Source organism: Paenibacillus sp. GM2 (assembly GCF_900069005.2).
GTDB lineage: Bacteria > Bacillota > Bacilli > Paenibacillales > Paenibacillaceae > Fontibacillus.
Map to the genome: position 1 here is coordinate 233,126 of NZ_LN831277.1, position 25,256 is coordinate 258,381.

The 25,256-nt window shown below is 48.4% G+C and carries 21 protein-coding genes; 5 read left to right on the plus strand and 16 right to left on the minus strand.

Annotated features, from left to right (window positions below; all coding sequences use genetic code 11):
• The first annotated feature begins 499 nt into the window (after positions 1 to 499).
• Complete coding sequence (locus BN1360_RS04635; RefSeq protein ID WP_068778717.1) at positions 500 to 1,447, plus strand: SMI1/KNR4 family protein; 948 nt, start codon at positions 500 to 502, stop codon at positions 1,445 to 1,447.
• Between the two features lie 135 nt (positions 1,448 to 1,582).
• On the opposite strand, the gene BN1360_RS04640 is transcribed toward BN1360_RS04635, so the two are convergent.
• From BN1360_RS04640 to BN1360_RS04670, 7 genes are all read right to left on the minus strand, one after another.
• Positions 1,583 to 4,711 carry an ATP-binding response regulator gene (locus BN1360_RS04640; protein ID WP_068778751.1) on the minus strand — a complete coding sequence of 1,043 codons (3,129 nt, stop codon included), beginning with the start codon at positions 4,709 to 4,711 and terminating at the stop codon, positions 1,583 to 1,585.
• A 117-nt stretch (positions 4,712 to 4,828) separates the two neighbouring features.
• Positions 4,829 to 6,844 (minus strand): copper amine oxidase N-terminal domain-containing protein, encoded by a 2,016-nt coding sequence (locus tag BN1360_RS04645; RefSeq protein ID WP_068778718.1) that lies wholly within the window; start codon positions 6,842 to 6,844, stop codon positions 4,829 to 4,831.
• Positions 6,845 to 6,896: 52 nt separating this feature from the next.
• Entirely contained in the window at positions 6,897 to 7,295 is a 399-nt protein-coding gene (locus BN1360_RS04650) for a DUF2304 domain-containing protein (protein ID WP_229520816.1), read from the minus strand.
• Between the two features lie 28 nt (positions 7,296 to 7,323).
• Positions 7,324 to 8,052 (minus strand): glycosyltransferase family 2 protein, encoded by a 729-nt coding sequence (locus BN1360_RS04655; RefSeq protein ID WP_068778719.1) that lies wholly within the window; start codon positions 8,050 to 8,052, stop codon positions 7,324 to 7,326.
• Between the two features lie 2 nt (positions 8,053 to 8,054).
• Positions 8,055 to 9,299, minus strand: a complete 1,245-nt coding sequence (locus tag BN1360_RS04660) for an ArnT family glycosyltransferase (RefSeq protein ID WP_068778720.1) — start codon at positions 9,297 to 9,299, stop codon at positions 8,055 to 8,057.
• A gap of 406 nt (positions 9,300 to 9,705) precedes the next feature.
• The gene (locus BN1360_RS04665) at positions 9,706 to 10,941 is read right to left on the minus strand and encodes a sensor histidine kinase (RefSeq protein WP_068778721.1); all 1,236 of its coding nucleotides are present in this window, start codon (positions 10,939 to 10,941) and stop codon (positions 9,706 to 9,708) included.
• Between the two features lie 23 nt (positions 10,942 to 10,964).
• On the minus strand, positions 10,965 to 11,672 hold the full coding sequence (locus BN1360_RS04670) for a response regulator transcription factor (protein ID WP_068778722.1): 708 nt from the start codon (positions 11,670 to 11,672) through the stop codon (positions 10,965 to 10,967).
• Positions 11,673 to 11,817: 145 nt separating this feature from the next.
• Here BN1360_RS04670 and BN1360_RS04675 point away from each other — a divergent pair, with 145 nt between their 5' ends.
• Positions 11,818 to 11,964 (plus strand): hypothetical protein, encoded by a 147-nt coding sequence (locus BN1360_RS04675; protein ID WP_157259337.1) that lies wholly within the window; start codon positions 11,818 to 11,820, stop codon positions 11,962 to 11,964.
• A gap of 4 nt (positions 11,965 to 11,968) precedes the next feature.
• Positions 11,969 to 12,721: an SDR family NAD(P)-dependent oxidoreductase gene (locus BN1360_RS04680; RefSeq protein ID WP_068778723.1), complete on the plus strand. Its 753-nt coding sequence runs from the start codon at positions 11,969 to 11,971 to the stop codon at positions 12,719 to 12,721.
• Positions 12,722 to 12,793: 72 nt separating this feature from the next.
• Here BN1360_RS04680 and BN1360_RS04685 read toward each other — a convergent pair whose 3' ends face one another.
• The 8 genes from BN1360_RS04685 to BN1360_RS04720 all read right to left on the minus strand — a co-directional run bounded on the left by BN1360_RS04685 (position 12,794) and on the right by BN1360_RS04720 (position 22,148).
• The gene (locus tag BN1360_RS04685) at positions 12,794 to 14,083 is read right to left on the minus strand and encodes an MFS transporter (RefSeq protein WP_068778724.1); all 1,290 of its coding nucleotides are present in this window, start codon (positions 14,081 to 14,083) and stop codon (positions 12,794 to 12,796) included.
• Positions 14,084 to 14,262: 179 nt separating this feature from the next.
• The gene (locus BN1360_RS04690) at positions 14,263 to 15,141 is read right to left on the minus strand and encodes a carbohydrate ABC transporter permease (RefSeq protein ID WP_420707881.1); all 879 of its coding nucleotides are present in this window, start codon (positions 15,139 to 15,141) and stop codon (positions 14,263 to 14,265) included.
• Between the two features lie 16 nt (positions 15,142 to 15,157).
• Positions 15,158 to 16,039, minus strand: a complete 882-nt coding sequence (locus BN1360_RS04695) for a carbohydrate ABC transporter permease (RefSeq protein WP_068778726.1) — start codon at positions 16,037 to 16,039, stop codon at positions 15,158 to 15,160.
• 94 nt (positions 16,040 to 16,133) lie between these two features.
• Positions 16,134 to 17,459, minus strand: a complete 1,326-nt coding sequence (locus tag BN1360_RS04700; RefSeq protein ID WP_068778727.1) for an extracellular solute-binding protein — start codon at positions 17,457 to 17,459, stop codon at positions 16,134 to 16,136.
• Between the two features lie 124 nt (positions 17,460 to 17,583).
• The gene (locus tag BN1360_RS04705; protein ID WP_068778728.1) at positions 17,584 to 18,363 is read right to left on the minus strand and encodes a response regulator; all 780 of its coding nucleotides are present in this window, start codon (positions 18,361 to 18,363) and stop codon (positions 17,584 to 17,586) included.
• The gene (locus BN1360_RS04710) at positions 18,360 to 20,123 is read right to left on the minus strand and encodes a cache domain-containing sensor histidine kinase (protein WP_068778729.1); all 1,764 of its coding nucleotides are present in this window, start codon (positions 20,121 to 20,123) and stop codon (positions 18,360 to 18,362) included. Before BN1360_RS04710 ends, BN1360_RS04705 begins: the two co-directional genes overlap by 4 nt.
• A 226-nt stretch (positions 20,124 to 20,349) precedes the next feature.
• Positions 20,350 to 21,411 (minus strand): endonuclease/exonuclease/phosphatase family protein, encoded by a 1,062-nt coding sequence (locus BN1360_RS04715; protein ID WP_068778730.1) that lies wholly within the window; start codon positions 21,409 to 21,411, stop codon positions 20,350 to 20,352.
• Positions 21,412 to 21,704: 293 nt separating this feature from the next.
• Positions 21,705 to 22,148 carry a MarR family winged helix-turn-helix transcriptional regulator gene (locus tag BN1360_RS04720; RefSeq protein WP_324254243.1) on the minus strand — a complete coding sequence of 148 codons (444 nt, stop codon included), beginning with the start codon at positions 22,146 to 22,148 and terminating at the stop codon, positions 21,705 to 21,707.
• Positions 22,149 to 22,257: 109 nt separating this feature from the next.
• Between BN1360_RS04720 and BN1360_RS04725 the strand changes: the two genes are divergently transcribed.
• Positions 22,258 to 22,845 carry an NAD(P)H-dependent oxidoreductase gene (locus BN1360_RS04725; protein ID WP_068778732.1) on the plus strand — a complete coding sequence of 196 codons (588 nt, stop codon included), beginning with the start codon at positions 22,258 to 22,260 and terminating at the stop codon, positions 22,843 to 22,845.
• Positions 22,846 to 22,937: 92 nt separating this feature from the next.
• Here the strand turns inward: BN1360_RS04725 and BN1360_RS04730 are convergent, their stop codons facing one another.
• Positions 22,938 to 23,948: a tetratricopeptide repeat protein gene (locus tag BN1360_RS04730; RefSeq protein WP_068778733.1), complete on the minus strand. Its 1,011-nt coding sequence runs from the start codon at positions 23,946 to 23,948 to the stop codon at positions 22,938 to 22,940.
• Between the two features lie 231 nt (positions 23,949 to 24,179).
• Between BN1360_RS04730 and BN1360_RS04735 the strand changes: the two genes are divergently transcribed.
• The gene (locus BN1360_RS04735; RefSeq protein ID WP_068778734.1) at positions 24,180 to 25,241 is read left to right on the plus strand and encodes an LLM class flavin-dependent oxidoreductase; all 1,062 of its coding nucleotides are present in this window, start codon (positions 24,180 to 24,182) and stop codon (positions 25,239 to 25,241) included.
• Positions 25,242 to 25,256: the final 15 nt, after the last annotated feature.

Below are 25,256 nucleotides of genomic sequence, written 5' to 3' on the forward strand. Positions count from 1 at the left end.
TGTTGTGCGGCTCTTGGCCAGGCAGCCGGAACAGCAGGGGAGTGGGTAAGTTAAAGCGTCGTCAGGGCGGGATACAGCGTGTAGGGGCTGCAGCGGGTTCTCTGCTTGCGTCAGGAGCGGAATTAGGTTGCTGAGAGCCTTGAGCCCCTGCTGCCCTGAATGATAACGAAACTAGGTATCGTTATTTGCGTCAAAATGGGTAATTATAAAATTTAACGAAACTGGGTATCGTTATTGGAGCGAAAAAGGGGCTAAATGGCAGGTTTTTCAGCAAATAACGATATGGTGTTTCGTTAGATTTGAGTGGGTGCTGATTTCGTGGAAATAGCGATATGGAGTTTCGTTAGAGCTCCGAAAGACTTGCCGCCTCCTCGTTTGTCACAAATTTATTCCTTTTTCATGGTATTTGGCTACCTAACGTCAGTAAGGATTTCGTTTTGTCCGGCCTGGAATGGTATACTTTGTATAATTAGAGTTATTGCCCTGGGAGGTAAAAATGATGAGAGATGATCTTATAGCAAAGCTGGACGAGCTGCATGAAGCAGATGAATTCGAAGAAATTGTAAATACCATTATGGAAATCCCTGCAGAAGAACGAGATTATGAGCTGACCAGTCATTTAGGACGTGCCATGAATAACCTGGAGCGGTATGAGGAGGCTGTCGAACAGTTTCTGACCATCGCTGAAGAAGGTCAGGATGACCCTTTGTGGCATTATCGCATAGGATTAGCCTATTATTATCTCGGACAGTATGAGAATGCCCGCAGGGAGTTTGAGGTGGCTGACAGATTAGATCCGGGGGATGAAGATACCTTGGAATTCCTGGAGTGGATCGCGGATAAGACGGCTGAACCATCTGCATCGGAGACCCGCGAAGAGTTGGAGGCTGAATCGGAGAGCCATACGGAGGCAAGTCTGACCGAAAGTTCATCCGCTTCACAGCATGCCGATATGAACGACTTTTGGGAGGATAGCGACCAGGCGAATGAATATATCTCCAAGCCGGTCACGGATGAGCAGATTAGCTCTGTGGAAGAGCAACTGGTCTTCAAGCTGCCCGCTTCCTATATCCAACTGATGAAATTACATAATGGGGGGATTCCCCGCAATACGCGCTATCCTATAGGAAGTACGGTGCATGGGCAAAATCATATCGTGATTTCCGGGTTCTTTGGGATTGGCCGGGATAAGAAGAAGTCATTATGCGGCGAACTTGGCAGCAGATATATGATTGAAAATGGGGGATACCCTGAGATCGGCGTCGTGATCTGCGATTGTCCGGCCGCTGGAGACGCTGTAATGCTGGATTACCGTCCGTCCGGAAATGACGGCGAGCCGGAGGTTATCTATGTGGACCGTGGGAGCAATAACAAGATCATCAAGCTGGCCGATAACTTTGAAGCCTTTATTCAAGGTTTGAGGAAAGCGGAGAATGCGGAAGGATAACTATAGTTGTCATCCGTTTTATTTGCGATTTCCCGAGCAGCGATTTTTACATGAAAGGGAACCGAAAAAGCACAGAGCATGCCGGCTTTCAGCTAGCCTCTGTGCTATTTATATATAAGCCTTTTGTTGACGGATCTAGCGATTTCGATGATTGGGAATTATAAAGGATACCGTCGTTCCTTCACCGGGTTGGCTCTTAATAGATAATCCCTGGCCGTACAATTGGATCAATCGCCGATGGGTGTTGGCTACCCCAATACCGCGCTTGCCCTGCAAGTTTGGGTGAAGTAATTGGTCAATTTTATCCTGATCCATCCCCTTGCCGTTATCGTTCACCTCGATCAGCGTCCCCATCTCTTGCTGCGCCATGCGGATTCGTACAGTGCCGCCTTGTAAACGGCTTAGCAGGCCGTGTCTGACAGCATTCTCAACCAGCGGCTGTATGGACAGTGGAGGAAGCCGCAGTTGAATGTCCGGCTCGACCTCCCACACAATAGACAGCCTGTCCCCAAATCGTTCCTTCTCAATATATAAGTAGGCTTCAACCAGCTGCAGTTCATGGGATAACGGGACGAGCTCGCCGGTATTAAGGAAGTCGAAGCTGATTCGCAGAAAAGAAGCGAACGCATCTCCCAGTCTTAGCATCTTCTCAGTATCCACCTCACTTAGCGCCATGATGGAATTCAGCGTATTGAACAGAAAATGCGGGTGAATCTGGGCCTGCAGGTAGGCGGCTTCCATCCGAAGGCGTTCTTTGATCGATCTCTTCAAAGTGGTCAAGGCCTCGACCCGGTATCTCAGTTCCATGGCATCCACAGGCTTGGTCATATAATCATTGGCGCCTGAAAGGAAGCCTGTATAGATATCAGCCGGCTGGCTGCGCGCGGTCAGCAATAGAACGGGAAGCTCGGATAAGGAATAATTGACTCTTATCCTCTGTGTCAGTTCATATCCGGACATTTGCGGCATCATAACGTCAGCGATGACCAGATCCCATGATTGGCTGCCAAGCTGTTCCAGAGCCTCTTGGGCAGAAAGGGCCTTCGTAATGGAGTAGGGTTCCATCGAGAGGATACCGGCAAGCACATTCAGGTTGAGCGGATCATCATCCACAGCAAGGATGTGTACGGTTTCGCCATCCAGGAGAGCAGGGCTCATTCCGATTGCCGGCAACTCGACCTCCAAAGTATCCGGAACTGCCAGTTCGGCGTAATCTTCTTTAATCCGGTTGATCGTATCCTGGTGATACGGAGAATGATGCAAGAGCGGAATATCCGACGAATCAGCCAATGGCAGGTCAAAGCTGAATACAGAACCTTTGCCAACCTCCGAATGAACGCTAAGTGTTCCCCCGTGCAGCTCAATGAGTTGTTGGCATATACTTAATCCGAGTCCAATGCCTCTCCCATCGCTTATGCCGTGTGCGCCTTGCTCGTAAGGAAGAAATATCCGGCTTTGCGTCTCTTGATCCATGCCAACCCCAGTATCGGATACATGAATATGAACACGGCTATCCTTGACCGCTGCAGATATAGAGATGCGGCCTTCCTCTGTGTATTTGATCGCGTTATGCAACAGATTATACAGAATTTGTACGAGCCTTTTCTCGTCTGCTCTAACCGCTGGCAACGATTCGGCGATGTTCATATCGAACTGAACAGGTTTGTCATCTACCAGATACCGAAGCATTTCGAACATTCCAGGAACCATCGCTTGGATTTTCAGCGGCTCCTGCTGCAAAGTGATGCGGTGTTCATGAAGACGGGCGACATCCAGCAGATCGTCCAGCATATGCGACATGCGGCGGCTGATCGTGAGGAGCAGGTTCATATTTTTAAGACTTGTCGGGTCCAGCTTCTGCTGTTCCTTGGTTAAGATCGTATGAGCGATATTCATCATTCCATGCAGCGGCGTTCTCAGTTCGTGAGAAGTGTTGGCCAGGAATTGATCCTTGAGCTTATCTTCCTTCTTCAGCTTCTTGTTGAGCTTGGCATTCTCGGCGGACTTGAAGAAGAACTCTCTAAACCAGTACGCTGCGAACCCGATAATCGCCGCAATCATGTCCAAGGGATAATAGACAAGCGAAGTATCTTTATAGGAGTTCCATAAGGTCCATAGAATATTCGATATAATACCTGCTGCCGACAGCAGCAAGAAGACGCGGCCGTTGTTATTTTCTCCTTTGAGAATCATGGTGATTACTATGTAAATGAACCAAAGGAAGGGCAAAAGGTATAATAATCCGAATACCCCTACCTCGACGGACCCGTTGACAAATATAGCAGGTGCGACCAGTATAAATGCCGTATATACACCGAGCAATAGGGTACAGATTTCGAGCCAGACCCGATTCAGCCTGATGGAAGTAAGCCCTCTGAACACAAGCAGAATAAGGAGGGGCTGCCACAGCTGGGCGAGCAGTCTCACCTTGAGTCCCCATGTATAATTAATCGGAAACCAAATCAAAAGGATATTGTCATAACCGGCTATCGTCGCCGTAGCTACTGCCGTTGTTAGCAAGCAGACCAGGGCCAGGGTTCTCTCTCTAGGATTGAACAGATAAAAGATAAATGCATACAGGCCATGGAGCATCAAGGTAATAAATGTGACCAGCTGAAATCCGATCGAATACCAGCGGGTATAATCGATTGCGGCCTGGGAACCAAAACGAATTGAATGCAGAATACCTCCATTAAAAGGATCATCAAAGTTAGCTACTTGAATCATGAGTTCAATTTCGGTCGTTCCTGTCCCTGAATAAGAAGCCGTATAGGAGGAACTATTGGGCGTATAACGCCATGCGTCTGTAGCGGGCTGGCCGATGATTACCTCGGACATACCGTTTAACTGTACGGCGGAAGAAGTCTGAACGCCCCGCAGCCAGAAAGCGACGGGCTGATCCAATGGATCCAACAGAATCCGCAGCCGATACGTTCCTGAACCAAAGGCCAGGTTTGTTCCCTCTGAAACGGCTTGCCCCCAATTCCCCGGGACCTGGACATAATCGGTGGAAGGTTTGCCGGTTCGCTGATCCTGATGAGTTAACAATTGTCCAGGGTAGAACTCCCATGATCCATTCAGTGCAAAGGTGGAGGAATTATCAAGCTCTCTGCCGCGCAGATCCAGCACGCCGTTGATAGCGGTAATACGCTCCGCCGAAGGGAAGATCACCTCGGACCAAATCCAGCGGAGGCCAAGCAGAATGCTAATGAACAAGGTAACAATGACGATATATTTAATGGCTGAGTGATTTTTTGGTATCATAACATAAAAATTCGACACAAGGAGGCTGATTCCTTGGGCCGAATTTTGTGATTAGCTATATAATTTGTCATCATCCTGATTGGAATTAAAGTACGCATACTCCTGAATCCAGGCCATCTATTTTTTCTGCGGCAAAGGCTCAAATAAAAGTACAAATGGAAGATTGCTTCCTGCGGCAGGACTGATCCAAATCTCTACGCTCTCCTCTTGATTCCCGGTCCGGTACAGTACACTGGCCGTGCTGGATATATCTTCTTTGCCGCTATGGCCGAAGGTGACTACTTCACCATTCACGACCGCAGAGCCGACAAACAATCCACCGCGCGGATTAAATAAAACAAGCGTATTCGCAGCAACATGATTTAATTTCAGCTTGTAAATCAAGCCGTAATTGCCGGAGTTCAGCGCTTCCGTACCTTTGATCCCGTCCAGACCTTGCTGAAAAGGATCCTCTCTATTGTCGGTTAAGGAGAGCTTGACCGATCGGGAGCCGATAGGATCGTTATAGGAGAAGACACGTGTCGAATCGGCAAAAGTCCCACGAACGATGGATTCATTCGGGTCCAGATAGGGCAGTTTGTCCAGGTCAGCGATCGGGTCCCGATTTGCCGAGACCAGCAAGGACGTATAACGAATCGGCGCATCACTGCTTAAATCCCCGGTGAAGGTGATAATCTCCTGAGGTTTCATTGGATTCTTATTAATGCTATTCCATATGATTCGTTTTTCTCCCGGCTGCAGGGTGATCTTCTGAGGATTATTCGCATCCAGCAAGCCTTCAAAATAACGAGTCAGTGAAACTCGGCCAGCCCATTCCGCATAGGATGTAGGACCTGCCATGGCTTCATTCTTGAGCGTGACGGTAGCTGGGGAAGTGCCTGGATTCTCGGCAATTACATACAGCTTGGCCAGCTTTCCGATTTGGTTCTTATGATGTAACAGGAAGCGGGCGTCGCCGGTGATAGTATCTTGATAGAGAATCCCTTCCGAATTAATCGATTCCGGTCCGCTGCTGCGGAACAAGGTTACCGGCTCTGTCTGGTACTGATAAGGAATGGCTTCCATCGCTTTAACGGAGTAGCCATCAATAGCAAGTTTATTTCCTACCGGTGTAAAAAGCTTGTAGAACTCATCACGGGTATATAGCGTCTCATCGGTAATTTTGATCGTTTTGCTAAATTCACCGATGGCTCCGTGCCGGTCCTTTACCTCCAGGTTTATGGTAACGTTGCCTGGTGTGAAGAAGGCCTCCTCTTTATTGGACCATATCCGGTCGACAATGGCATCTTCATCATCCGAGCTTAGATCCGTATAAATGATCAGTTCACCCATCCGGTATTCCTCTTTATCTGTCGAGAAATTGGCAACCGGCGGCTCGTTAGGCTTAACCGCTTCCAGCGTTAGTGTGAAGGGCTCGCTCCAGACCCCTTCGGAGTCCTGTACGGAGTAGCTAACGGAATATGCACCGGGCTTGTCGAAAATCTCCTCTCTTCCTTCCCAGCGTTCATCGACAATATCGAGTCCCAACGGGGAATATGAATTCGTCTCATAGGTTACCGTCGTCTCGCCTGCGACAATCTCTTGCGGTTGCACCTTGAACGAGGCTACTGGCTTAGTGGAACGCTGCAGGGTGATGGTCTTGTTATCCACGGTATAAGGAATACTCAAGCCTTGAATGAACGGGACTAAAGGGATCATTGTCACATTGTTGTCCGTATAAGGAGCTGTCTTCAAGGAATAAGCTTTTCCATTCAGACTGTAGCTCTTGCTGTTGTTCTTATATCTCAATTCTACGCTGCCTAGCTTAACGATCGTTTCCTTAGTTTTGGAATCTATGGTGACCGTTGCTCCGAGGCGTTCTGCCATGAAGCGAAGTGCTACATAGGTGGCTCCATCCTTGACGATGGCAGGGCGGGGGGCCTGGTAAGCCTTGCCGTCCTGCTCGATCTTGCTGCTATCGGTATAAATAGTGGTTTGCTTCCAATTTGACGATTCCGGTACTGTACTCTCTTGTAAAGGCTCTATAGAAGTAGCCTCTGCTTTCACAGCAGGAATGGCCGTGGCCAATTGACCCGTGATTAACAGCGCAGTCAGTCCTGCCGTTATTTTCCCCATATTCTTGATGTCTTTCACTTCTCCTCTCAACTTGCATTGCTGATATATTAGGTTCGAACCAAAGTTCGACTTATAAAAACCGACTGGATCCTTCTTGTAATTTTGCTGGGTTCTCAGCTTTGATCCTCCGGATTGCCGGATCGGCAGTGAGCTCTTTACTCCCTTGGCGAAGCGTCAGATTTTCTTGCTCCAGCATCCCGATCTTTTGCGTTAAGACAATAAACCGTGCGGTTAACGATGACACGGCTATCGTCAAATGCAGCAGGATGAATAAAACGCTGATCAGACCGAGCAGATAGAGCAGGGAAGGCGCATAAGATACGCCGATTTGCTTGGCCAGGCCGTCAATCAATGAAGGGAATAGCGACAGCACCATCATGACAGCCGTAAGAATAACCCAGAGGATGGCATACTGTTCGCGCAGCTTCCCGTTGCGGATCAAATATATGGTGATGCCTAGAAAAATCATACAAATGATAAAACTGAGAATAAAAACATCAATTTTCATAGCCTAGATCCCACTTCTTTTCTTTCTTCTTTGTTCTCGTAATGAGAACCGAAATAATGACTTTAACCATATAGTAGACCGAGCCCAGCGCTCGAATGCTTGAGCTTCCAGTTAAGCGCTGGCGCATGACGACGGGAACTTCACTAAAGGTACAGCCGCAGTTGTCGAGTTGGACAAGCGCTTCAACTTCCGGATAATCGGCCGGATACTCCTTAGCGAATAATGCGATGGCCCGTGGACCGCAGACGCGGTAACCGGATGTCGGGTCTGTTACTTTGCGGTGCAGCAGCAGCGTCAACAGCCCTGACAGCAGATCGATGCCGATTCTGCGAGCGAAGGTAGATTGGAATCCCTGCTTCTCCACAAAGCGGGAGCCAACAACCATATCCGTGCGGCTTTGCTGCAGCTCTTCAAGCAATCGGTTGAAGTCTCGCGGGTTATGCTGCCCATCTCCATCTAATTGGGCTGCATATTGGTATCCATGCCTTTGCGCATATTTATAGCCGGTTTGAACGGCGCCTCCGATGCCCAGATTACAGCTCAGGTTGACGACGAGGACGCCTTCCTTGGCGGCTTCATCTCCGGTGGAATCACTGGACCCGTCATTAACGACCAGAATATCAGCATAGGGAATATGGTGACGGACATCGGCAATCACCCGCCGGATGCCTTCTGCTTCGTTATAGGCGGGAATAATAATAAGTACTTTTTGATTCATTTTTATAGCTCCTCTCCGACAGGTAATTGTTCTTTATTGGATCGCCGACCGAGCAAATAGTCCAGGGCCATAGTGGCGAGCAGGCTGGTGAGTATGATGAACAGCGGCATCGCTGTAAAGTTATAACGAAATTCTGGAACGAAGGCCAATCTTGTAATGCTGATTGCTACCACCAGAACAACGAGCAGAACTGCGGGCTGCCGCCATCTTCGGAGCAGGGTAATGGTGGATATAAACCCACCCACTAGAATCATTCTATGGAACAACGTTCCTAGCGGAATGACCGGATATAATGGCGCATGCCCGGCTCCAAAGAACATTCGTCCATATATATAGCGCGTCTTGCCAATGGTATACCATTTAACGAAGGTCCAGGTATGCTCGGTGAAACCTACCTTCAAGCGTTCCTTGGCGACTTCCATCTGGGTTTTGCCCTTCGTCTCGACCATTTTATCGGCATAGTCCTTATTCGGATAGGTGCCAGCTGCAAAGGGGTTAACCTGCGTAGAGGCCAAAATGAATTGGTGCATCGTGACCATGTTTCGTACAATCCAGGGCGACAATACTATGAAGATGCCCAGACAAGAGATCGCTGCCAGCTTGACGACGTGAACGGATCTTTTTCGCCACAGCCAGTAGAAGGCATACACCGGCACAATAAGAATGAGAAATTCGGGTCTGGTAAGGACTAGTAAACCAAGCACTCCTCCGGCCAATATGGCGGATAAGGTGGTCTCTTTCTCAAAGACTCTGAGCTGCAGGTATACGTATAACATGAATAGCATGGCGGCCAGCGTCTCGGTTAATATGGCCCCGTTCGCCCAGACGAAGGGAGGATACACAGCCATAATGGCTGCGGCAATGATGCCGGTCCATTGCCCGCCTAACCTCCGACCTGTCAAGTAGACGAGCCATAGGGTCACCATGCTGAATCCGATCTGAATATATCTGATTAATGGATACGGATCATGATTCTTGTAATCGGCCAACAGGTATGCCCCTGCCATAAATAAGGGGTATCCAGGCGATACTTGAGCATTTGGCTCTTCGCTCTTATAGGCATAGACCCCCTTCTCTAGCAGCTGTCTGACCATAATGTCATAATTCAGGCTGTCATGAGGGATATGATGCTCAACAGAGTTCACAAAATCGATACGGACAAATAAAGCTGTTGCAATAATAACAATACATATTAAGGTCTTCAGGTTAGCCGAGCGCTTTAACCTATGAGTAATATTTGTAAACATGGGTGGTCTGTGTACTCCTCTCTATATTCCAGTCCGACTTGCGGTATAACAAGCATATAGAAGAGTTCTTATTGGCCCATAAACGAATTCTTAATAACTACCTATCTAAAATCTTAAAAATTTCTTAACAATATCCAGGAAAAAGCGGCGTAAAAAAAACCGATCCTATACTCACAGATTCGGTGAGCATAAAAAATCGGTCTGATCAGGTGAAAGTGCGCGTTCAAAAAGTTCGGTTTTCAGCACCAAGAAGGTTGGATGAGGCTAGGGACTGTGGGGAGAAGCGTACACCCTTTATAATTGAACACCGGAAGGTCCGACTGAATTCAAGATTCGCTGCCGAGTTCTTTTTCCGATACACTTTGTAACCCAAAGCTTACTTATTGAACAACTTCTTAAGGCAAATTTAGCTAGTGGTTTTGGATAACCGCAAAGGAAGCCTGGTCACAAATTCTGTCTGTGAGCGATCGCTATTGGCTGAAATAGTGCCTCCATGCACTTCCATAATGCTCTTCACAATAGCGAGGCCGAGGCCTGTTCCTCCCGACGATCTGGAACGGTCGCCCCGATAGAAGCGTTCAAAAATAAATTGCAGGTCGCTTTGCGGTATCGGTTCCCCGTAGTTGATCACTTTGATTAGCGCGTATCTCTCGGAGCGGCTAATATCGATATCGACGTATTTCCCTTTGCGGCCATATCGGATGGCATTAGAGATCAGGTTCTCAAATCCGCGAGCAAGCAGGTCCCCGTCTCCTTCGATCATAAGGGAGCTTAGCTCTGTTGAGATTCGGCAGGCCATATCGGCCTTTTTAAGACTTGGTACGAATTCTTCCGCGAGCTGTTGAAGGAACGCGACCATGTCCAGCTCCTCCACATGCAGAGGCATGCCGTTGTTAATACGGGTATATTCGAATAACTCATCGACCAGCTTCTTCAGGGTGAGTGATTTCTCATAGGCAATGTTGACATAATGGCGTAGTTCTACCTCATCGTGATAACGATCATTCTCAATGACCCCCAGGAAGCCGAGGATCAAAGTCAGCGGCGTGCGAAGATCATGGGAGACACCTGTAATAAGATCGTTTTTAGTCTTCTCGGCATTTCGCTCTTCTTGAATCGAGTGGTCAAGCTGCTCCGCCATTCTATTAATGCTATCCGCCACTTTCATCCATTCGTTCGACGGATCATCCTCCAGATGAAGGCGATGGTCCAATTGGCCGTTCGCTACCTGCCCTAACCCGGAAGAAATTTTGTCCAGATTAGTACGTAATTGCTGAGCCAGATCATTCATCGTATGGGCAATTCGTCCAATCTCATCGTGCGATGAGGTGTGGAGCTCTTGATCGAAATTCCCCGCGGCCATTTGCTGCAGGCTATTGTTGACATTCTCCAGACGGCGAATGGTGGTCCGCGTTAATAAATAATACAGAATAATGAATAGGATAGGACCCACTATACTCATCACCATATGTGAGCCATAGTTAACGACGATGAAGTTCAGATAGTTGGTGAACGGCGGGACCGTGACCAGATACATGCCAAGCTGGTAACCGAGATATAACAGAATGGCCGTTAACCCTAAGCTGGCCAGTACGATCGCTAAGAATTTCCACCGCACCGTATTGACCCAATTCAAGTTCATGATGATTCTCCTTCTCTGGGAATTTAGAGTCGTTCCATCTTATAACCGATTCCCCAGACGGTCTTAATGTATTTAGGATTCTGGGTATCCTTCTCAATTTTCTCACGAATTCTGCGGATATGAACCATGACTGTATTTTTCGATTCCATGAATGGTTCATTCCACACCTCTTGATAAATCTTCTCCATACTCAGTACGATTCCCTGATTAACGGCCAGCAATTTCAGAATAGCAAATTCCCGTGGCGTTAATTGTATTTCTTGTCCCTCTACAGTAACTTGATGCGTAGAAATATTAATAATCAGCTCATCGATTTCAATTTCGTTCTCATCCGATTGGTTCAGATTCGGACCGCTGAATTGATGGTAGCGTCGTAGCTGTGATTTGATTCGGGCCATTAGCTCAAGCGGGTTAAATGGCTTCGTAACATAATCATCGGCCCCAATGCTGAGCCCCGCGATTTTATCCATATCCTGACCCTTCGCTGATAACATGATGATGGGCATGTTCCGATTCTCGCGGATTTTCATACAGGCTTCAATCCCGTCCATATGCGGCATCATCACATCCAGGACGATCAGATCCACCTGATGGCGTTCCAGAATATCAAGCGCTTCCTGGCCGTCGGATGCTTTTAATAGGTGATATCCCTCATTCTTAAGATATATGTCCATCAGTTTAATAATTTCTTTCTCATCATCAACAAGTAATATGGTACCTCTAGCAGACATGAAGATCCTCCTGGCTAAATATAGTATATATGTATTAGGATGCTCTAAAAAAACTATAACATTTCCATTCGGGCTAATTTCTTAAGAATCACTTAACTTTTCTTAAGGCTATTACTATCTTATCAAATTGAGGCCAAATCGTTATATGAGTCTTAAAAAGCCGGGATACAAACAAAACTTCCTATGGTACAATGTGGATAATTACTGCAAATATGCCGCGCTTGCTGAGATTATCGCTGTTGGCGGCATAAACGGAAAACGTTTTCCGATTGGGAATAAGGAGGGTTATTAAGCTTATGATTGATGTAAGAGGAAGATGGGCCTTGGTTACTGGAGCAAGCAGAGGTATTGGCTATCAAACCGCAATTTACATGGCCAGGCAGGGCTGCAATCTGATACTGCACAGCCGTAGTCTGGAGCATACGACTAACGTTCTCAAGGAAGTGAAGGCGTTGGGCGTAGAGGCTTATGCGGTTGCAGCCGAGCTGATCAATACCGATGAGACGATGGCCATGCTTGATGAGATTGAGGCCAGGGGGACGCAAGTGGATATTATTTTTAATAATGCCGCAGTCCAGATTGCTTACCGCAAGGATTATTGGAATACACCCGTTGAAGATTTCGAAGGAAGCTTCCGCATTAATTTCATCTCGCCTGTAATGATCTGCAATCGACTTATTCCTAAGATGATTGAACGCGGGTTCGGACGGGTCATTAATACGACCAGCGGGATTAAGAACGAGCCGGAGCAAGCGGGCTATGCAGCCAGCAAAGCAGCGCTGGACAAGTATACGAAAGACCTGGCATCTCGCTTAGAGGGTACAAATGTCGTCATTAGCTTAAATGATCCAGGCTGGTGCCGTACCGATCTGGGAGGTCAACAGGCTCCTAATTCTGTTGAGAGTGTTATTCCAGGCATCGTCGTTGGCGCGTTCCTGGAGACGAGGCAGAGCGGGAGGTATTTGCCGGCACAGAGCTTTACAGGAATGAGCCTGGAAGACGCTGTAGCCAAAGCAGATGCAATGGAGGCTGTGCCTTATATCATTTAATATGTACATTATATTAATAAAGACCGGTAGAGCTTCGAAAGCCCCACCGGTCTTTATTGGGTATAACGCGGTTTATTCGGATGATGGATCATCCTTGAATATGAATTTGGCAGAGTAGGAGATCAGGACAGATACGATGAGCAGGCAGAGGGGAACGACGCTAATGAGGTAGCGGAAGGTCATTCCAGGATCAGGGCCGGGATTATCGCCGCTCTCATAGCCAAATATAAGGCCAACGATCAAGAAGGCTAACGCCGAGATCAGGCCGCTTGAGCGTGTAATGAATCCGGCAACCGCAGTATAGATGCCTTCTCTGCGTAACCCCGTCTTCTCTGCATCTTCATCAATAATTCTTCCGCTGACTATCGCAGGAGTAACAAGGAACCCCGCCAAGCCGAAACCAACGATGACACCGGCAATGATGCCGCTGACTAAATCAGTGCCAAACCAGAGTGGAATGACAGACAAGGCGTATATAATTAAGGAAAATCTCCATGCCTTGACCCCATCCATTCTGCGGATTATCCAATACCATACGAAGACGAGGGGAATGACCGAGACGAATACGGAGGCCAGCAGGATTGAGACTTGAGCTTCAGGTATTCTCAGGACGTATTTGGCATAGAAGGGGATCATCGAGCTGATCAGGCCATTGACCGTTTGTGCGAAGGAATTGGATATATTGAATACCCAGAATTTTCTATTGCTTAATGTTATTTTGAAGGCCTTGACCAGCTTTAGCGGTTGTTCTTGCGAGGTTTCAGGCCGCTCTCGAACATACATCATACAGAGGAACATAAATACGCCAAAGACAAGGGCATAGATCAGGGCCATGCTCGGAAAGTTAAGTGCAGAATAAATAATTGGAGTTAATGCGGAAGCGATCAGCAGCGCTACCACTTGATAGCCTTGCTGAATCGCTGAAGCCTTGGCCCGCAGCCGATCGCCGCGGAACAGCTCGGGGAACAAGGCTCCATAGTTCACCCATAGCACCGTAGCCGCGGCCTCGAACAGAATAAGCGCGGTCAGGAACCAGATGAAGAGTGTATTTTGCGTTAAACCGCCGGGAGGGGAGAAGACCATGATGAAGAACAGCATGAACAACGGAATCGTGCCAAACACCCAGGGACGACGCCTTCCGTAGCGGGTATTCGTGCGATCTGACCAATATCCGAATAACGGATTATTCACCGCATCCCAGATCAGGAAGATCGTTCTTGCTAGCGTAGCCAGTCCGATGCCCAGACCCAGCTTCTCCACATAGAAATAACTATAGAAGGAACTGAAGGCCTGACTCGGGACCATCATGGCAAACATGCCCAGCGCAAAGGTGTACGGTGAATTGATCCAGCTGCGTTTCATACAGCTTCCCTCCCTGTAATATAGAACTTTTACCGAACGTGAAAGATAAGAAATTATATTCCGGCAGGGAGATTAATATAATCCAAAATTCAAATCTCAACCTGCAAAATAAATCAGGGTAAGCATCCGATTCGGAGATGCTCACCCTGAATGATATATGATATGGGGGATAGTCTATATTAGCCTTTCACCGATCCGGCAGCCATGCCTTCTACGATCCGGTCGCTCAGGAACAGGAACATGATCAAGATCGGAAGGATGCTGATCATCAGCGTTGCCCCGATAGCGCCCCAATCCGTCGTATATTGTCCAATGAAATTCTGAACGCCGACGGTTAGTGTCTTATAGGAATCCGAGCTGATGAACGTATTTACGAATATGAATTCGTTCCAGTTGTAGATCATATTAATAATCGCTGTCGTGGCAATAACAGAACCGGTCATTGGCAGTACGATCCGGAAGAACATCCGGTTGACGGAGCAGCCGTCAATGACTGCTGCCTCCTCTACCTCGCGCGGCAGCGAATAATAGAATCCGAGCAGAATCATGATCGTAATCGGCATATTAAATGCGACATAAGAGAGGACCAATGATAAGGGATGGTCCGTCAATCCTACTTTATTGAAGAAATTGAACAGCGGAATCAGTGTTGAATGGACAGGGATCATCATCGCAACCATGAACAAGCCAAGCACGAAGGAGCTGCCCTTCCATTTCATTCGCGTAATTGCATAAGTTACGAGACTGCCCAAGACCACAGTAAGGACGGTCGCTACAACAGTAACCCATAAGCTATTCAGGAAATATACATCAATATTCCCGGCATTCCATACCTTCGAATAATTCTCCCAGCGCGGATGCATTGGCAAAGAGAGCGGAGGGAGGTTAAATACTTCCTGATTGTTCTTGAGCGAGAAGAACATCAGCCAGACGAGCGGGAATAACTGAAAGACAGCGACGAGAATTAAGACGATGTACATGATCGCATAGCCGATACGTCCCAGCCAACGCCATGTGCCATGGTTATTAGTCGATTGAAGCTCTATGTTTCCGGTCATCATTTACGCCTCCCTCTTATGAATATTGAATGGTATCCTTCGATCTGGTTAACCAGCGAATGATCCAGGTGACTATAAGACAGATGACAAGCAGGGAGAAGGCAGTCGCACTACCATATCCGAAGTCATATGCCCTGAATGCGGTGTGATACATATATGAAGCCATAACTTCACTGGACCCGTTCGGGCCGCCGTCCGTCATCACGAAGATCAGATCGAAATACTTCAGTGAGCCGACAACGGCAAGTACGATCGTTACCTTCACCGTCTCCATAATTAGCGGGAGCTTGATCTTCCAGGCAATCTGCCAGGAAGTGGCGCCGTCAATTCGTGCTGCTTCATCCAAGGTCGTCGGAATATTCTTAAGTGCAGCATAGTAAATCAAAATATAAAAACCCGCATATTGCCACAGGATGGGAATGAAGAGAGCGAACAATACCAATGATGGCTCTGCCAGCCAAGCGGGAGGATTATCAACTCCAATGGATTGTAAGACACTGTTCAAAATACCGTTGGACGGATTGTAAATTCTGAGCCACAGCTGAGCGATGGCTACGGAAGATAACAGCATAGGAATAAGATAAATTTTACGAAATGCGTTGGCCCCCTTGATTCGGGCGGCCAATACCATGGAAATTATTAAATAGATGACGAGACTCAGACCTGAGAACAGGGCCAACAGCAAGGAGTGCCATGCGCTATCCCAAAACTTCCCGTCCTTCATTAAATTCGCGTAATTCTCCAGCCCAATAAATTTCATACTGCCAATGCCATTCCATTCATGCAGACCGTAAAAACCGGTAAGAATAATCGGAATATAGACAATCGTTAAGATAAGCAATAATGAGGGGAGAACGTAAAGAGCAATCATTTTCTTGTTGGATAGCACTTTATCCATAATCGTTCAGCTCCATTCCTTTCAATCATTGGAGGAGAGGACCTATCCCTTAGCATTCCAATGGATAAGTCCTCCTGGCCTATAATCCCGGTAATTATTTAGCGAGCGCTTTATCGTGCTCAGCTGCGAATTCCTGAGGAGTGATAGCCTTGCCGAACAATGCCTGAATCAAGTTCAAATGTGTTTCAGCCGCCTTGGCTGGCATTTGAACGTCTGCGAATAGAGTAACGCTGCTTGCTTGGTTCATTTCTGCGAACAAATCCTTATAGAGCTGCGGCAAATCCATGTTCTCTGCATCAACCTTGGTTGCCGGGATGACACCGGCGTCAGTAACGGATTGCTCGCCCCATTTTGTTACGAAGTATTCTACGAATTTCTTCGCTTCGTCTTTCACTTTGGAGTTCTCGGCTACGAACAGGCCTACTCCAGGGCCGCCTACCCAGCTGTTAATATCGCCTTTGCCGCCTTCGACTGTCGGGAATTTGAAGAATCCAACCTTATCACGGAATTCCTTCGGAATTTCTTCGTTTGTTGTGAAGTTTGGAATATCCCAGGAGCCCATCAGGTACATTGCTGCCTTTTCATTCAAAAATTCCGATTTTGCTTCTTCATTGGATTGGCCGTTAAAGCCCTTGATAAATGCGTTATTGTCAACGAGCCATTGAATTTCATTTGCTGCTTGAACCAGACCTGGGTCGGTGAATGAAGCGGAGCCGCTAATCGTGTCAGCGAGCGTCTTCTGTCCAGCGATGCGGTCTGCCAGGTACATGTACCAGAGAGAGCCTGTCCAACGGTCTTTATTGCCAAGAGCGATAGGAGCGATGCCTTTATCAGACAGCGTTTTCACAACATTCTTAAATTCATCATAGGTTGTTGGCACGCTGAGACCATTCTTTTCAAAAAGGTCTTTATTGTAATAGATCGGTGCGATGTTGAATTCGATCGGGAGTGCATAAGTCTTGCCATTAACAGCATAAGCCTCAGTGGTGCCGGCTACGAATTTGTCTTTCAGTTCACCGTTCAACAAGTCATCAAGCGGAGTGAACAGATTGCCTTCTACATAAGGCTGCATGAAGCCTGCTGCCCAAGTTACACCGACATCAGGAAGCTCATTGGAAGCGGATAGAACTTTTAGTTTATTTTTATATTGTTCGTTGTCCAGTACTTCCTGCTTGATTGCGACATTCGGGTTCTCATCTTGGTATTCTTTAATAATCTGGTTCACAATTTTGTTCTGACCAGCGGATACGCCTTCAGGCCACAAGTGCATCAGCTTAACGGTCACTTTCTCGCCGCCGGAAGCGGTATCATTTCCTTTCGAACCGTTCGCTTGATTATTCTTGCCGCCGCCACCGCAAGCCGAGACGATGACTGCCATGCAAATCGTGAGCAAGAGTACTGACCATGCCTTTTTCTTCATGCTGAAAGTCCCCTTTTCTAAAAGAAATTATCAAGCGCTTTCTGTAAACGCTTTAATAATTAAATTGTATCGCTAGAGTGAAAGACATGTAAGGTAACTGAGATTAGGACTAATACCACTTTTATCAGTTGTTGCTCTCATTCATTTGTTGTCTGTACTGTCCGGGGCTCATGCCCTCAAGCTTTCTGAAGACCTTGATGAAGTATTTGGCAGTCTGATAACCGACGCGCTCGGAGATTTCGTTCACGGACAAGGTTGTGCCTACGATGAGTTCCTTGGCCCGCTGAACTCTACGCCTGGTCAGATAGTCGCTGAAGGTCAGTCCGGTATGCTCTTTGAACAGCACGCTGAAGTAATTGGCGTTCATGTGCGATACCTCTGCCAGCTCGCGCAAGGAGACCGGTTCCTCCAGATGGGCCTCGATATAGTTGATAGCTTCCCTTACCGGCTCGCTGTATTGATTATTTCCGTCCGAGGTGCTCATTAGCCGGGTATCGACGATTTTCTCCATGCGCTCGATCCTCTGCTTCTGGTCGCTCCGTTCCAATGCCACTTCAACGGCGTGCGTCAATTTATTCTTGTCGATAGGCTTCAATAAATAATCGATGACGCCATATTGCAGAGCCGTTCTGGCATATTCAAACTCAGAGTACCCTGAGATGACGATGACGAAGAGAGCGGGGTGCTTCTCATTGATCTCCTCGATTAGCCGGAGTCCGTTAATTTCAGGCATACGAATATCTGTAATAAGCAAAATGGCTTCATTGGATTCCAGCCAGTTCATCGCTTCCTGAGCGCTGGCGAAGGTCTCGAACTGATAGTGCCCGGGAGACCAGGCCTCCAGAGTCCTTTTGATTCCTTGTCTTGTTCGTGGTTCATCATCAACGATAAGAATCGTCTTCATGTGTTTAGTCCTCCTTGAAATTCATTGGGAATTTCGAACATGATTGAGGTTCCTTGTCCAAGCTGGCTTTCTATCGTTAACCCGGACGCTTTGGAATCATAGTATAGACGAAGTCTGCGCTCGACATTAATCAAGCCGATGCCCTGTTTGCCGGAATGCTGCATTTCATCCGTTTGCAAGGTGTGGTACAACTCATTAAGTTTATCTTCACCCATCCCTGGACCGCTATCAGAGACAGTAACTCTCGTGTAGCCCTCGCGGTCTGAAGCCTGGATCGACAGGACCACCGTCCCCGGTTCGTTGCTCTTCTCAACGCCATGCATAATGGCATTCTCAACCAGGGGCTGGATCATCAGCTTCGGAATAGGGATATGGCGGAAGGCTTCCTCAATGTCAATTTTCCATTCCAGCCGATCGATGAGTCTCATTTCCATAATTTTAAAATATAGCTCCGCATGATCTACCTCGTCCCCGATGGTTACCCATTCGACATCATCGGAACGATTGATGACATAACGGAACAATCCCGACATGGCCAGGACGTTGTCGGCCAGCTCATCCTCGCCCTTCTCATCCAGCGCCCAGAAGAAGGCCTCCAGCGTGTTGAAGAGAAAGTGCGGGTTGATCTGGGCCTGCAGCGCCTTCAGTTCGGTGCGGCTCTGAATGATCTCCTTCTGATAGACGACCTGAATCATCTCGTTCATCGAGTCCACCATCTGGTTATACGTATGATTCAGCTCCATAAGCTCCATCGTCGATGACTTGTCCGGATTGCGCTGCAGGGTGCCGAAGCGAGCTCCGCGCATCGTACGGATCAAATTCAGGATCGGTCTGGTAATCATCGTTGAGAGAATAAAAGAGCAGATCAAGAACAGGAACCCGCCGACGGCAATAGACACGAAAATCGCCGTCCGCAGGACCGATATGCCTTCGGTTGTATATCTGGCCGGGGTTAGGATGACCAGTGTCCAGCCGCTCAGCTCCGACTGATGTCTGACTTCAATGAACGTCTCGCCATCCATCGTGACCGAATCACGATCCATATCGGGCAATATATCTTTGTTCAGGCTTAGCGGTGAATCAGCAATAATCTCTTGGCCGGCGCCATCGAACAATAACATCATTTCACGGCTATCGCCTCCGGTGTCCCCCGCGGCGGTTCCGGTGAGCTCGAAATAATTGCGGTCGATGCGCAGCATCAAATACCCGGCATGCATATAGGAACGATCTATTAATCGAACGCTGCGAATCGCAATGACCGTATTCGGATCCAAAGGGTCCAGTCCGAGCCATACCAGCCTGCCTTTCTCTTTGTCGGCTAGCTGAATCCAAGGCTTCGTAACCCGATCATTGAGCTGGACATCATCCAGCGGCAGCAATCTGCGGTAATCCGAGGTATACAGCTCCAGAGAACGGATTCCGGTTGCATAGGCTTCATAGCTGCGCACTTCTTCCTGGAGCAATTGACGTTCAGTGAAGCTTACCATCTGCCCGTCCATTTCCTGCGCGAGCTTCTTCTGTACCAAGCTGTTGGTAGAGACCTGCATCATTAAGGAATCGATCTGCTGGAACAAAGCATCCAGTTTGCCAGTCGTCTGAACGGCGGTCTGTTTTATATGCCGCTCAGCGCTTGCACGCAACAGGACGGAGACCTGATTATAGGTAAAGACTCCAATAGCAGTCAGGACGATGACCATCACGAGCATAAACCCGATGAAGATCTGGTTGCGCAGTGTATTCCATCCATGTAGCTTGTTCAAACAGCGACACTCCCCTTCGATAGTATCCTAATTTAATATACATGACCTGTTCTGAAAAGAGAAACCCCTTTCATTTTCATAATAAGAGGTGTTCCGGAAAGCCCGCTTTTTGGTCACAAAGTATTTAGGGAAGGTCCATTATCGTTCTTTAATCAAATTTAACAGGAATCGCTGGGAAGGGAAGAAGCCCTGTCCTGTAGCGACAGAGCTTCTTGGAATTCGATCGTTATTTCAGAATAAATTGCCCTGTTACCGGATTGTGATCGCTGTTGCTGAAGCCTAGATCATGTCCGGTGACCCTTACAACCTCGACATTGGGGGACACGAGGAAGCCATCGATAACGGCCAGGAAATTGACCCCCTCGTGATACGCGGTATCCAGGGTTCGTACGCTGGGGGTATCCGGATCCACGGCCCATTTGAAATCACTGGGTCCGAAGCTGTCCGGGAAGGGCTGCAACCATTCAGGCCATGCCTGCTGTGTCTCGAAAATAGCCGGATCCGTGCCCGGAAGAGCATGATTCCAATCACCGCCGATGATCAGATAGTTATCATTTTCCATTTCCCGCTGGATATATTGCTCCAGGAACTCAAGCTGCTGCTTGCGGATTTTGCCGCCCTTATCAAACGCCGACAGATGCAGATTAACCAGGATCAGTTCCTTGCCTTGGTCTACCGGTAATCTGCTCTCTACGAAGGCGCGATCCAGCTCAAATAATTGCACCGGCCAGCTCTCCTTGCCAGGCAGATCAAAGCGGGTCTGGCTTGTGCTGTGGAAGGAGGATAAGGTCAACAGGCCGCTCTGTACTGCGCCCATTGGTTTAGCAATAGGGACGGGGACCCATGGTGCTTTGTAGTTGTAGGCAAAAGTATAGCTATAGCTCGGAAGCATATCGCTGATCTGCTTCACCTCATGGATATGGTTGCTCCTTGAGGAATCAACATCTACTTCCTGCAGCAGGTAGAAGCTGGAGCCCGCATTTTCGAGGAAATGCGTGATCGCCTGGAGATTGGTCTCTGTCTGCTTACGACTGCTGGAGCGGGACATGCTGCCTCCATCCATGAAGAAGTCCTGCCCTTGATCCAGTCCGGCATAACCGATGTTAAACGTCGTAACAGAGAAAGGCTGGCCCTGCTCAAGTCTGGCTTCGGGATTGCGGTCTGCCGTCAGCTTGATCTCGGCTGCCGGTTTATAGTCAGATGCAGTGATATAGATGAGGAAGACGGCAATTATCGCGATGAGAGCAAGCAGAATCCAGATGATGCCTTTAAGTGTCAATCTGATCATTTTGTAAATATCCCCTCCCTGGAAGAACGGTGTGTGTTTATGATGATTATATAGCATTGCAGGCGAGAGGAGGCTTAGAATATTATCCTCACGGACTACAACGACAGCAAGGAATCCGGCGACCTATGGGAATATCGTGGAAAAGATCAGAAGAAGCTGATCGATGCTTCCGTTGAGAGTTGGTTATAACTTCTAAAGTATAAAAATAAGGGCCCCTATCAAATCCGGATAGGGGTTCTTCGTGGTGTATATGAATATGAGCTTGGGGTTTGCTACCGCACTGCTTAGAGCAGCTAACTCTCATGGAATACCTTGGATTCCAGCAGTTCAATAGCCTGTTCGATCTCGGCCAGCTCCTCCGTGGACATATGTCCGGCCCGTTCCCAGAAGCGAGCCTCAATGGTAGCAAACGCCTTGTTCATCATCACCTCTCCTTGATCGGTAAGGCGGATGTACTGCATGCGCCGATCCTCGGGAGCTGTATATTTCTCACATAGCCCCTTCTGAGTCAGCTTTTTGATCTCGCGGCTCGTGTTCGGCAGAGAAATATATAGACAATCGCTGATTTGACTTGGAGTGACAAGCCCGGTCACGGCAACGTATTCCAAAATACTGTATTGCAGGGGAGTGATTATATCCTCTCTGACGCCCATTGTAATCTCATGGGTCAGTTGATGTACGGACGTCGTAAACTTTACGAATTTTTGGAACAGCAGAGCTTTGTCCAACAGAATCACCTCCCTCACAAGATAACAAACTAATTATCAAATAACAATTATCATTTGACAACTAAATATTGGGTGAGTATGATATTGTTATCAAATGATAAGTAAAGGAGGGGGAAGGATGAACGTATTAATCGTGTATACACATCCGAACCATCAAAGCCTTAGCCATGCATTTCTGCAGAGAACGATCGCGGGCTGCCAAGAGAACAAAGAGATCGATGAGATTAAGGTGCTTGATTTATATGAGGAAGGCTTCGATCCTGTGCTTGTTTTCAACGAACAGCAGCGCCGGAGGGATATGCACAAGGAGCCAAGCCTTGAGACATATCGGCAGCAACTGATCTGGGCAGATAAAATTATTTTTATCTATCCGATTTGGTGGGGACGTCCCCCGGCGATGCTGCTTGGGTATATCGATAGGATGTTTGCCTCCGGATTTGCTTATCGGGACAAAGGCGGCTTGCTTCCGGAAGGGCTGCTGAAGGGGAAATCGGCCGTCTGTATCTCGGTCATGAAAGGACCAACGTCATATCCGCTGTTCTGGTTGAACAATGCGCATAAGGTGTTAATGCGCAAGGCTTTGCTCCAGTATGTCGGGATTCGCAACGTCAAATTTTTTGAATTTGGAAATATGGAGAGCGCGAAGGGAAGGCAGGAACAGAAGCTGGAGCGGGTACAACAATATTTTCGGGCAGTGGGTCATTGAGCATAATTAAACGGGATACCTCTATGTAAAAAGACGGCCTATGCGATGTCTCCTACATCGCAAAGCCGTCTATCCATTACCAGGAAAAATTCCTACCAGGTTTCTTCAATTCGCTGCAGCACTTGCTGGCTGACGTCCAGGCCTTGTCTGGCCGCCGCCTTGTACATCGTTAATGCTTCCTCAATCCGCCCTTCCTGATGCAGCAGGATCGCGTAGTTATGCTGGGCCATGGCATCGCCTTGCTCTGCCGCTGCTTGATACCATCTCATGGCCTCCTCACGGTCGCCCTTATAGGCTAGCAAATTGGCAAGATTATATTGGGAGTCGATGTCCCCCTGGCTAGCGGCTGCTATATACCATTCAATCGCTTGATCGAAATACTGTTCTTCTTCCAGCAGGGCGGCCATCTGGAACTGTGCGCTGATCAGACCTTGTCTGGCCGCCATCTCGCACCATTTCTTGGCTTCATCCCTCTCCCCTTCGGCAGTCAGCAGCAGCGATAGCCGGTATTGGGATTGATCATGCCCTTCTTCAGCGGCCAGCTTGAATAGCTCCAGGGCGTATTTCCTCTGTCCTGCCTTGGAGTAGATCAGGGCCAGATTAAATGCGGCCTGGATATGCCCTTCTACGACGGCCAGGTCGTACCAATGGACAGCCATCTGGGTGTTATTCTGATCTTCATAATAAGTTCCGAGGCGATACATCGCTTCCACATCACCTTCGGCCGCGGCGACCTCACAGTCCTCAAATGATTCCGGCCCATCGCCGGACGAGTCATGCACACTTGAATTCTCGTCATAATCATATTGATCGTGATCTCCCGGCTCAGTGGCGTCCAAGCCCAATTGTTCAGCCAGACTGTACCATTTCTCCGCCTTCTTGTGCTTGTTCTGGGAACGATAAATATCGGCAACGGCTAATCCGGCCTCAGCCGACCCTTGTTTCGCGGCCTTCTTTAACCAATAAATAGCACGCCAATAGTCTTTAAAATTCCGGTATACCTCACCTAGAGCCAGTTGAGCTTCGGCTTCACCACGCTTGGCTTGCCGGAGCAGTCTGTCCATGTCCAATTTTTCCTTCGAATGCAATTCCATCGCTGCCATGTTTCCTTTCTCTAATGACTGAAAGTAAGTACACACTCCATTGTACACTGTTCTTAGGTCAGAAATGAAGTTCGAGAGGGCTTAATGCTTTTCTCCTAATTGCTTGTAAAAGTTTCGCCGAAGCGTCACAATATAGACAAGATTACATAGGCTCTGCAATTCGGATGCAAGTGTGGTGAACAAGCTATAACCGCTGGAAATAGATAGACTTCAGAATCGGAGGGATTGAGGATGGAAATAGGAATAAGTACGTTTGCTGAGACGTCGCCGGATGTGCATACTGGCGAAGTGATGAGCCATGCGCAGAGGTTGCGCGAGGTTGTGGAGGAAATCGTGCTCGCCGATCAAGTAGGGCTGGATGTATATGGAGTAGGGGAGCATCACCGCAAGGACTACGCGGCCTCTTCGCCTACGCTTGTGTTGGCGGCGGCCGCGGCGCAGACGAAGCGAATCAGGTTGACCAGCGCCGTTACCGTATTATCCTCAGATGATCCGGTACGCGTATTTCAGGACTTTGCGACCCTGGATGGCATCTCCAACGGACGTGCGGAGATCATGGCCGGGCGGGGCTCCTTTATCGAATCTTTCCCGCTTTTTGGATATGATCTGGATGATTATGACGAGTTGTTCGATGAAAAGCTGGAGCTATTGCTGAAACTTTGCGAATCCGAATTTATTACCTGGGAAGGCAAGCACCGCCCGGCGATCCGTCATCTCGGCGTGTATCCGCGCCCGGTGCAGCATCCGCTCCCGGTCTGGATCGGCAGCGGCGGCAACCCGGAATCCGTCGTCCGTGCCGGACTGCTGGGTTTGCCACTGGTGCTGGCGATCATCGGCGGACGACCTGTACAGTTCGCACCGTTAGTGGAGCTGTACAAGAGAGCCGCGGCCCAGGCTGGCCATGATATGTCGAAGCTGCCGGTCGCTTCGCATTCGCATGGCTTTATTGCCGATCATCTGGATGATGCGGTAGAGAAGTTCTTCCTGCCTACTCAGGCCAGCATGAATGTGATCGGCCGTGAGCGGGGCTGGGGGAATTATACCCGAGCCAGCTACGATGCGGCTCGAAGTCCGGAAGGCGCCCTGTATGTAGGTGATCCTGACACGGTGGCCAGCAAAATTATTCATCTGCGCAAGAAGGTAGGCATCACCCGTTTTATGCTGCATGTACCGCTTGGCACGATGCCACATGCAGAAGTGATGCGTGCGATTGAGCTGCTGGGTACTGAGGTCGCTCCGCGGGTGCGGGAGGAAATCTCGTGTTGGGAAGCCGCCGGCGAACCGGAGGAGTAAGCAGGCTTCAAATCC

Excerpts from the sequence above, each read along its gene's own strand:
- BN1360_RS04635 (WP_068778717.1), top strand. The coding sequence starts at position 500 with ATGAGAGATGATCTTATAGCAAAGCTGGACGAGCTGCATGAAGCAGAT.
- BN1360_RS04640 (WP_068778751.1), bottom strand. The coding sequence starts at position 4,711 with ATGATACCAAAAAATCACTCAGCCATTAAATATATCGTCATTGTTACC.
- BN1360_RS04650 (WP_229520816.1), bottom strand. The coding sequence starts at position 7,295 with ATGATTTTTCTAGGCATCACCATATATTTGATCCGCAACGGGAAGCTG.
- BN1360_RS04655 (WP_068778719.1), bottom strand. The coding sequence starts at position 8,052 with ATGAATCAAAAAGTACTTATTATTATTCCCGCCTATAACGAAGCAGAA.
- BN1360_RS04660 (WP_068778720.1), bottom strand. The coding sequence starts at position 9,299 with ATGTTTACAAATATTACTCATAGGTTAAAGCGCTCGGCTAACCTGAAG.
- BN1360_RS04665 (WP_068778721.1), bottom strand. The coding sequence starts at position 10,941 with ATGAACTTGAATTGGGTCAATACGGTGCGGTGGAAATTCTTAGCGATC.
- BN1360_RS04670 (WP_068778722.1), bottom strand. The coding sequence starts at position 11,672 with ATGTCTGCTAGAGGTACCATATTACTTGTTGATGATGAGAAAGAAATT.
- BN1360_RS04675 (WP_157259337.1), top strand. The coding sequence starts at position 11,818 with ATGAGTCTTAAAAAGCCGGGATACAAACAAAACTTCCTATGGTACAAT.
- BN1360_RS04680 (WP_068778723.1), top strand. The coding sequence starts at position 11,969 with ATGATTGATGTAAGAGGAAGATGGGCCTTGGTTACTGGAGCAAGCAGA.
- BN1360_RS04685 (WP_068778724.1), bottom strand. The coding sequence starts at position 14,083 with ATGAAACGCAGCTGGATCAATTCACCGTACACCTTTGCGCTGGGCATG.
- BN1360_RS04690 (WP_420707881.1), bottom strand. The coding sequence starts at position 15,141 with ATGACCGGAAACATAGAGCTTCAATCGACTAATAACCATGGCACATGG.
- BN1360_RS04695 (WP_068778726.1), bottom strand. The coding sequence starts at position 16,039 with ATGGATAAAGTGCTATCCAACAAGAAAATGATTGCTCTTTACGTTCTC.
- BN1360_RS04700 (WP_068778727.1), bottom strand. The coding sequence starts at position 17,459 with ATGAAGAAAAAGGCATGGTCAGTACTCTTGCTCACGATTTGCATGGCA.
- BN1360_RS04705 (WP_068778728.1), bottom strand. The coding sequence starts at position 18,363 with ATGAAGACGATTCTTATCGTTGATGATGAACCACGAACAAGACAAGGA.
- BN1360_RS04715 (WP_068778730.1), bottom strand. The coding sequence starts at position 21,411 with ATGATCAGATTGACACTTAAAGGCATCATCTGGATTCTGCTTGCTCTC.
- BN1360_RS04725 (WP_068778732.1), top strand. The coding sequence starts at position 22,258 with ATGAACGTATTAATCGTGTATACACATCCGAACCATCAAAGCCTTAGC.
- BN1360_RS04730 (WP_068778733.1), bottom strand. The coding sequence starts at position 23,948 with ATGGCAGCGATGGAATTGCATTCGAAGGAAAAATTGGACATGGACAGA.
- BN1360_RS04735 (WP_068778734.1), top strand. The coding sequence starts at position 24,180 with ATGGAAATAGGAATAAGTACGTTTGCTGAGACGTCGCCGGATGTGCAT.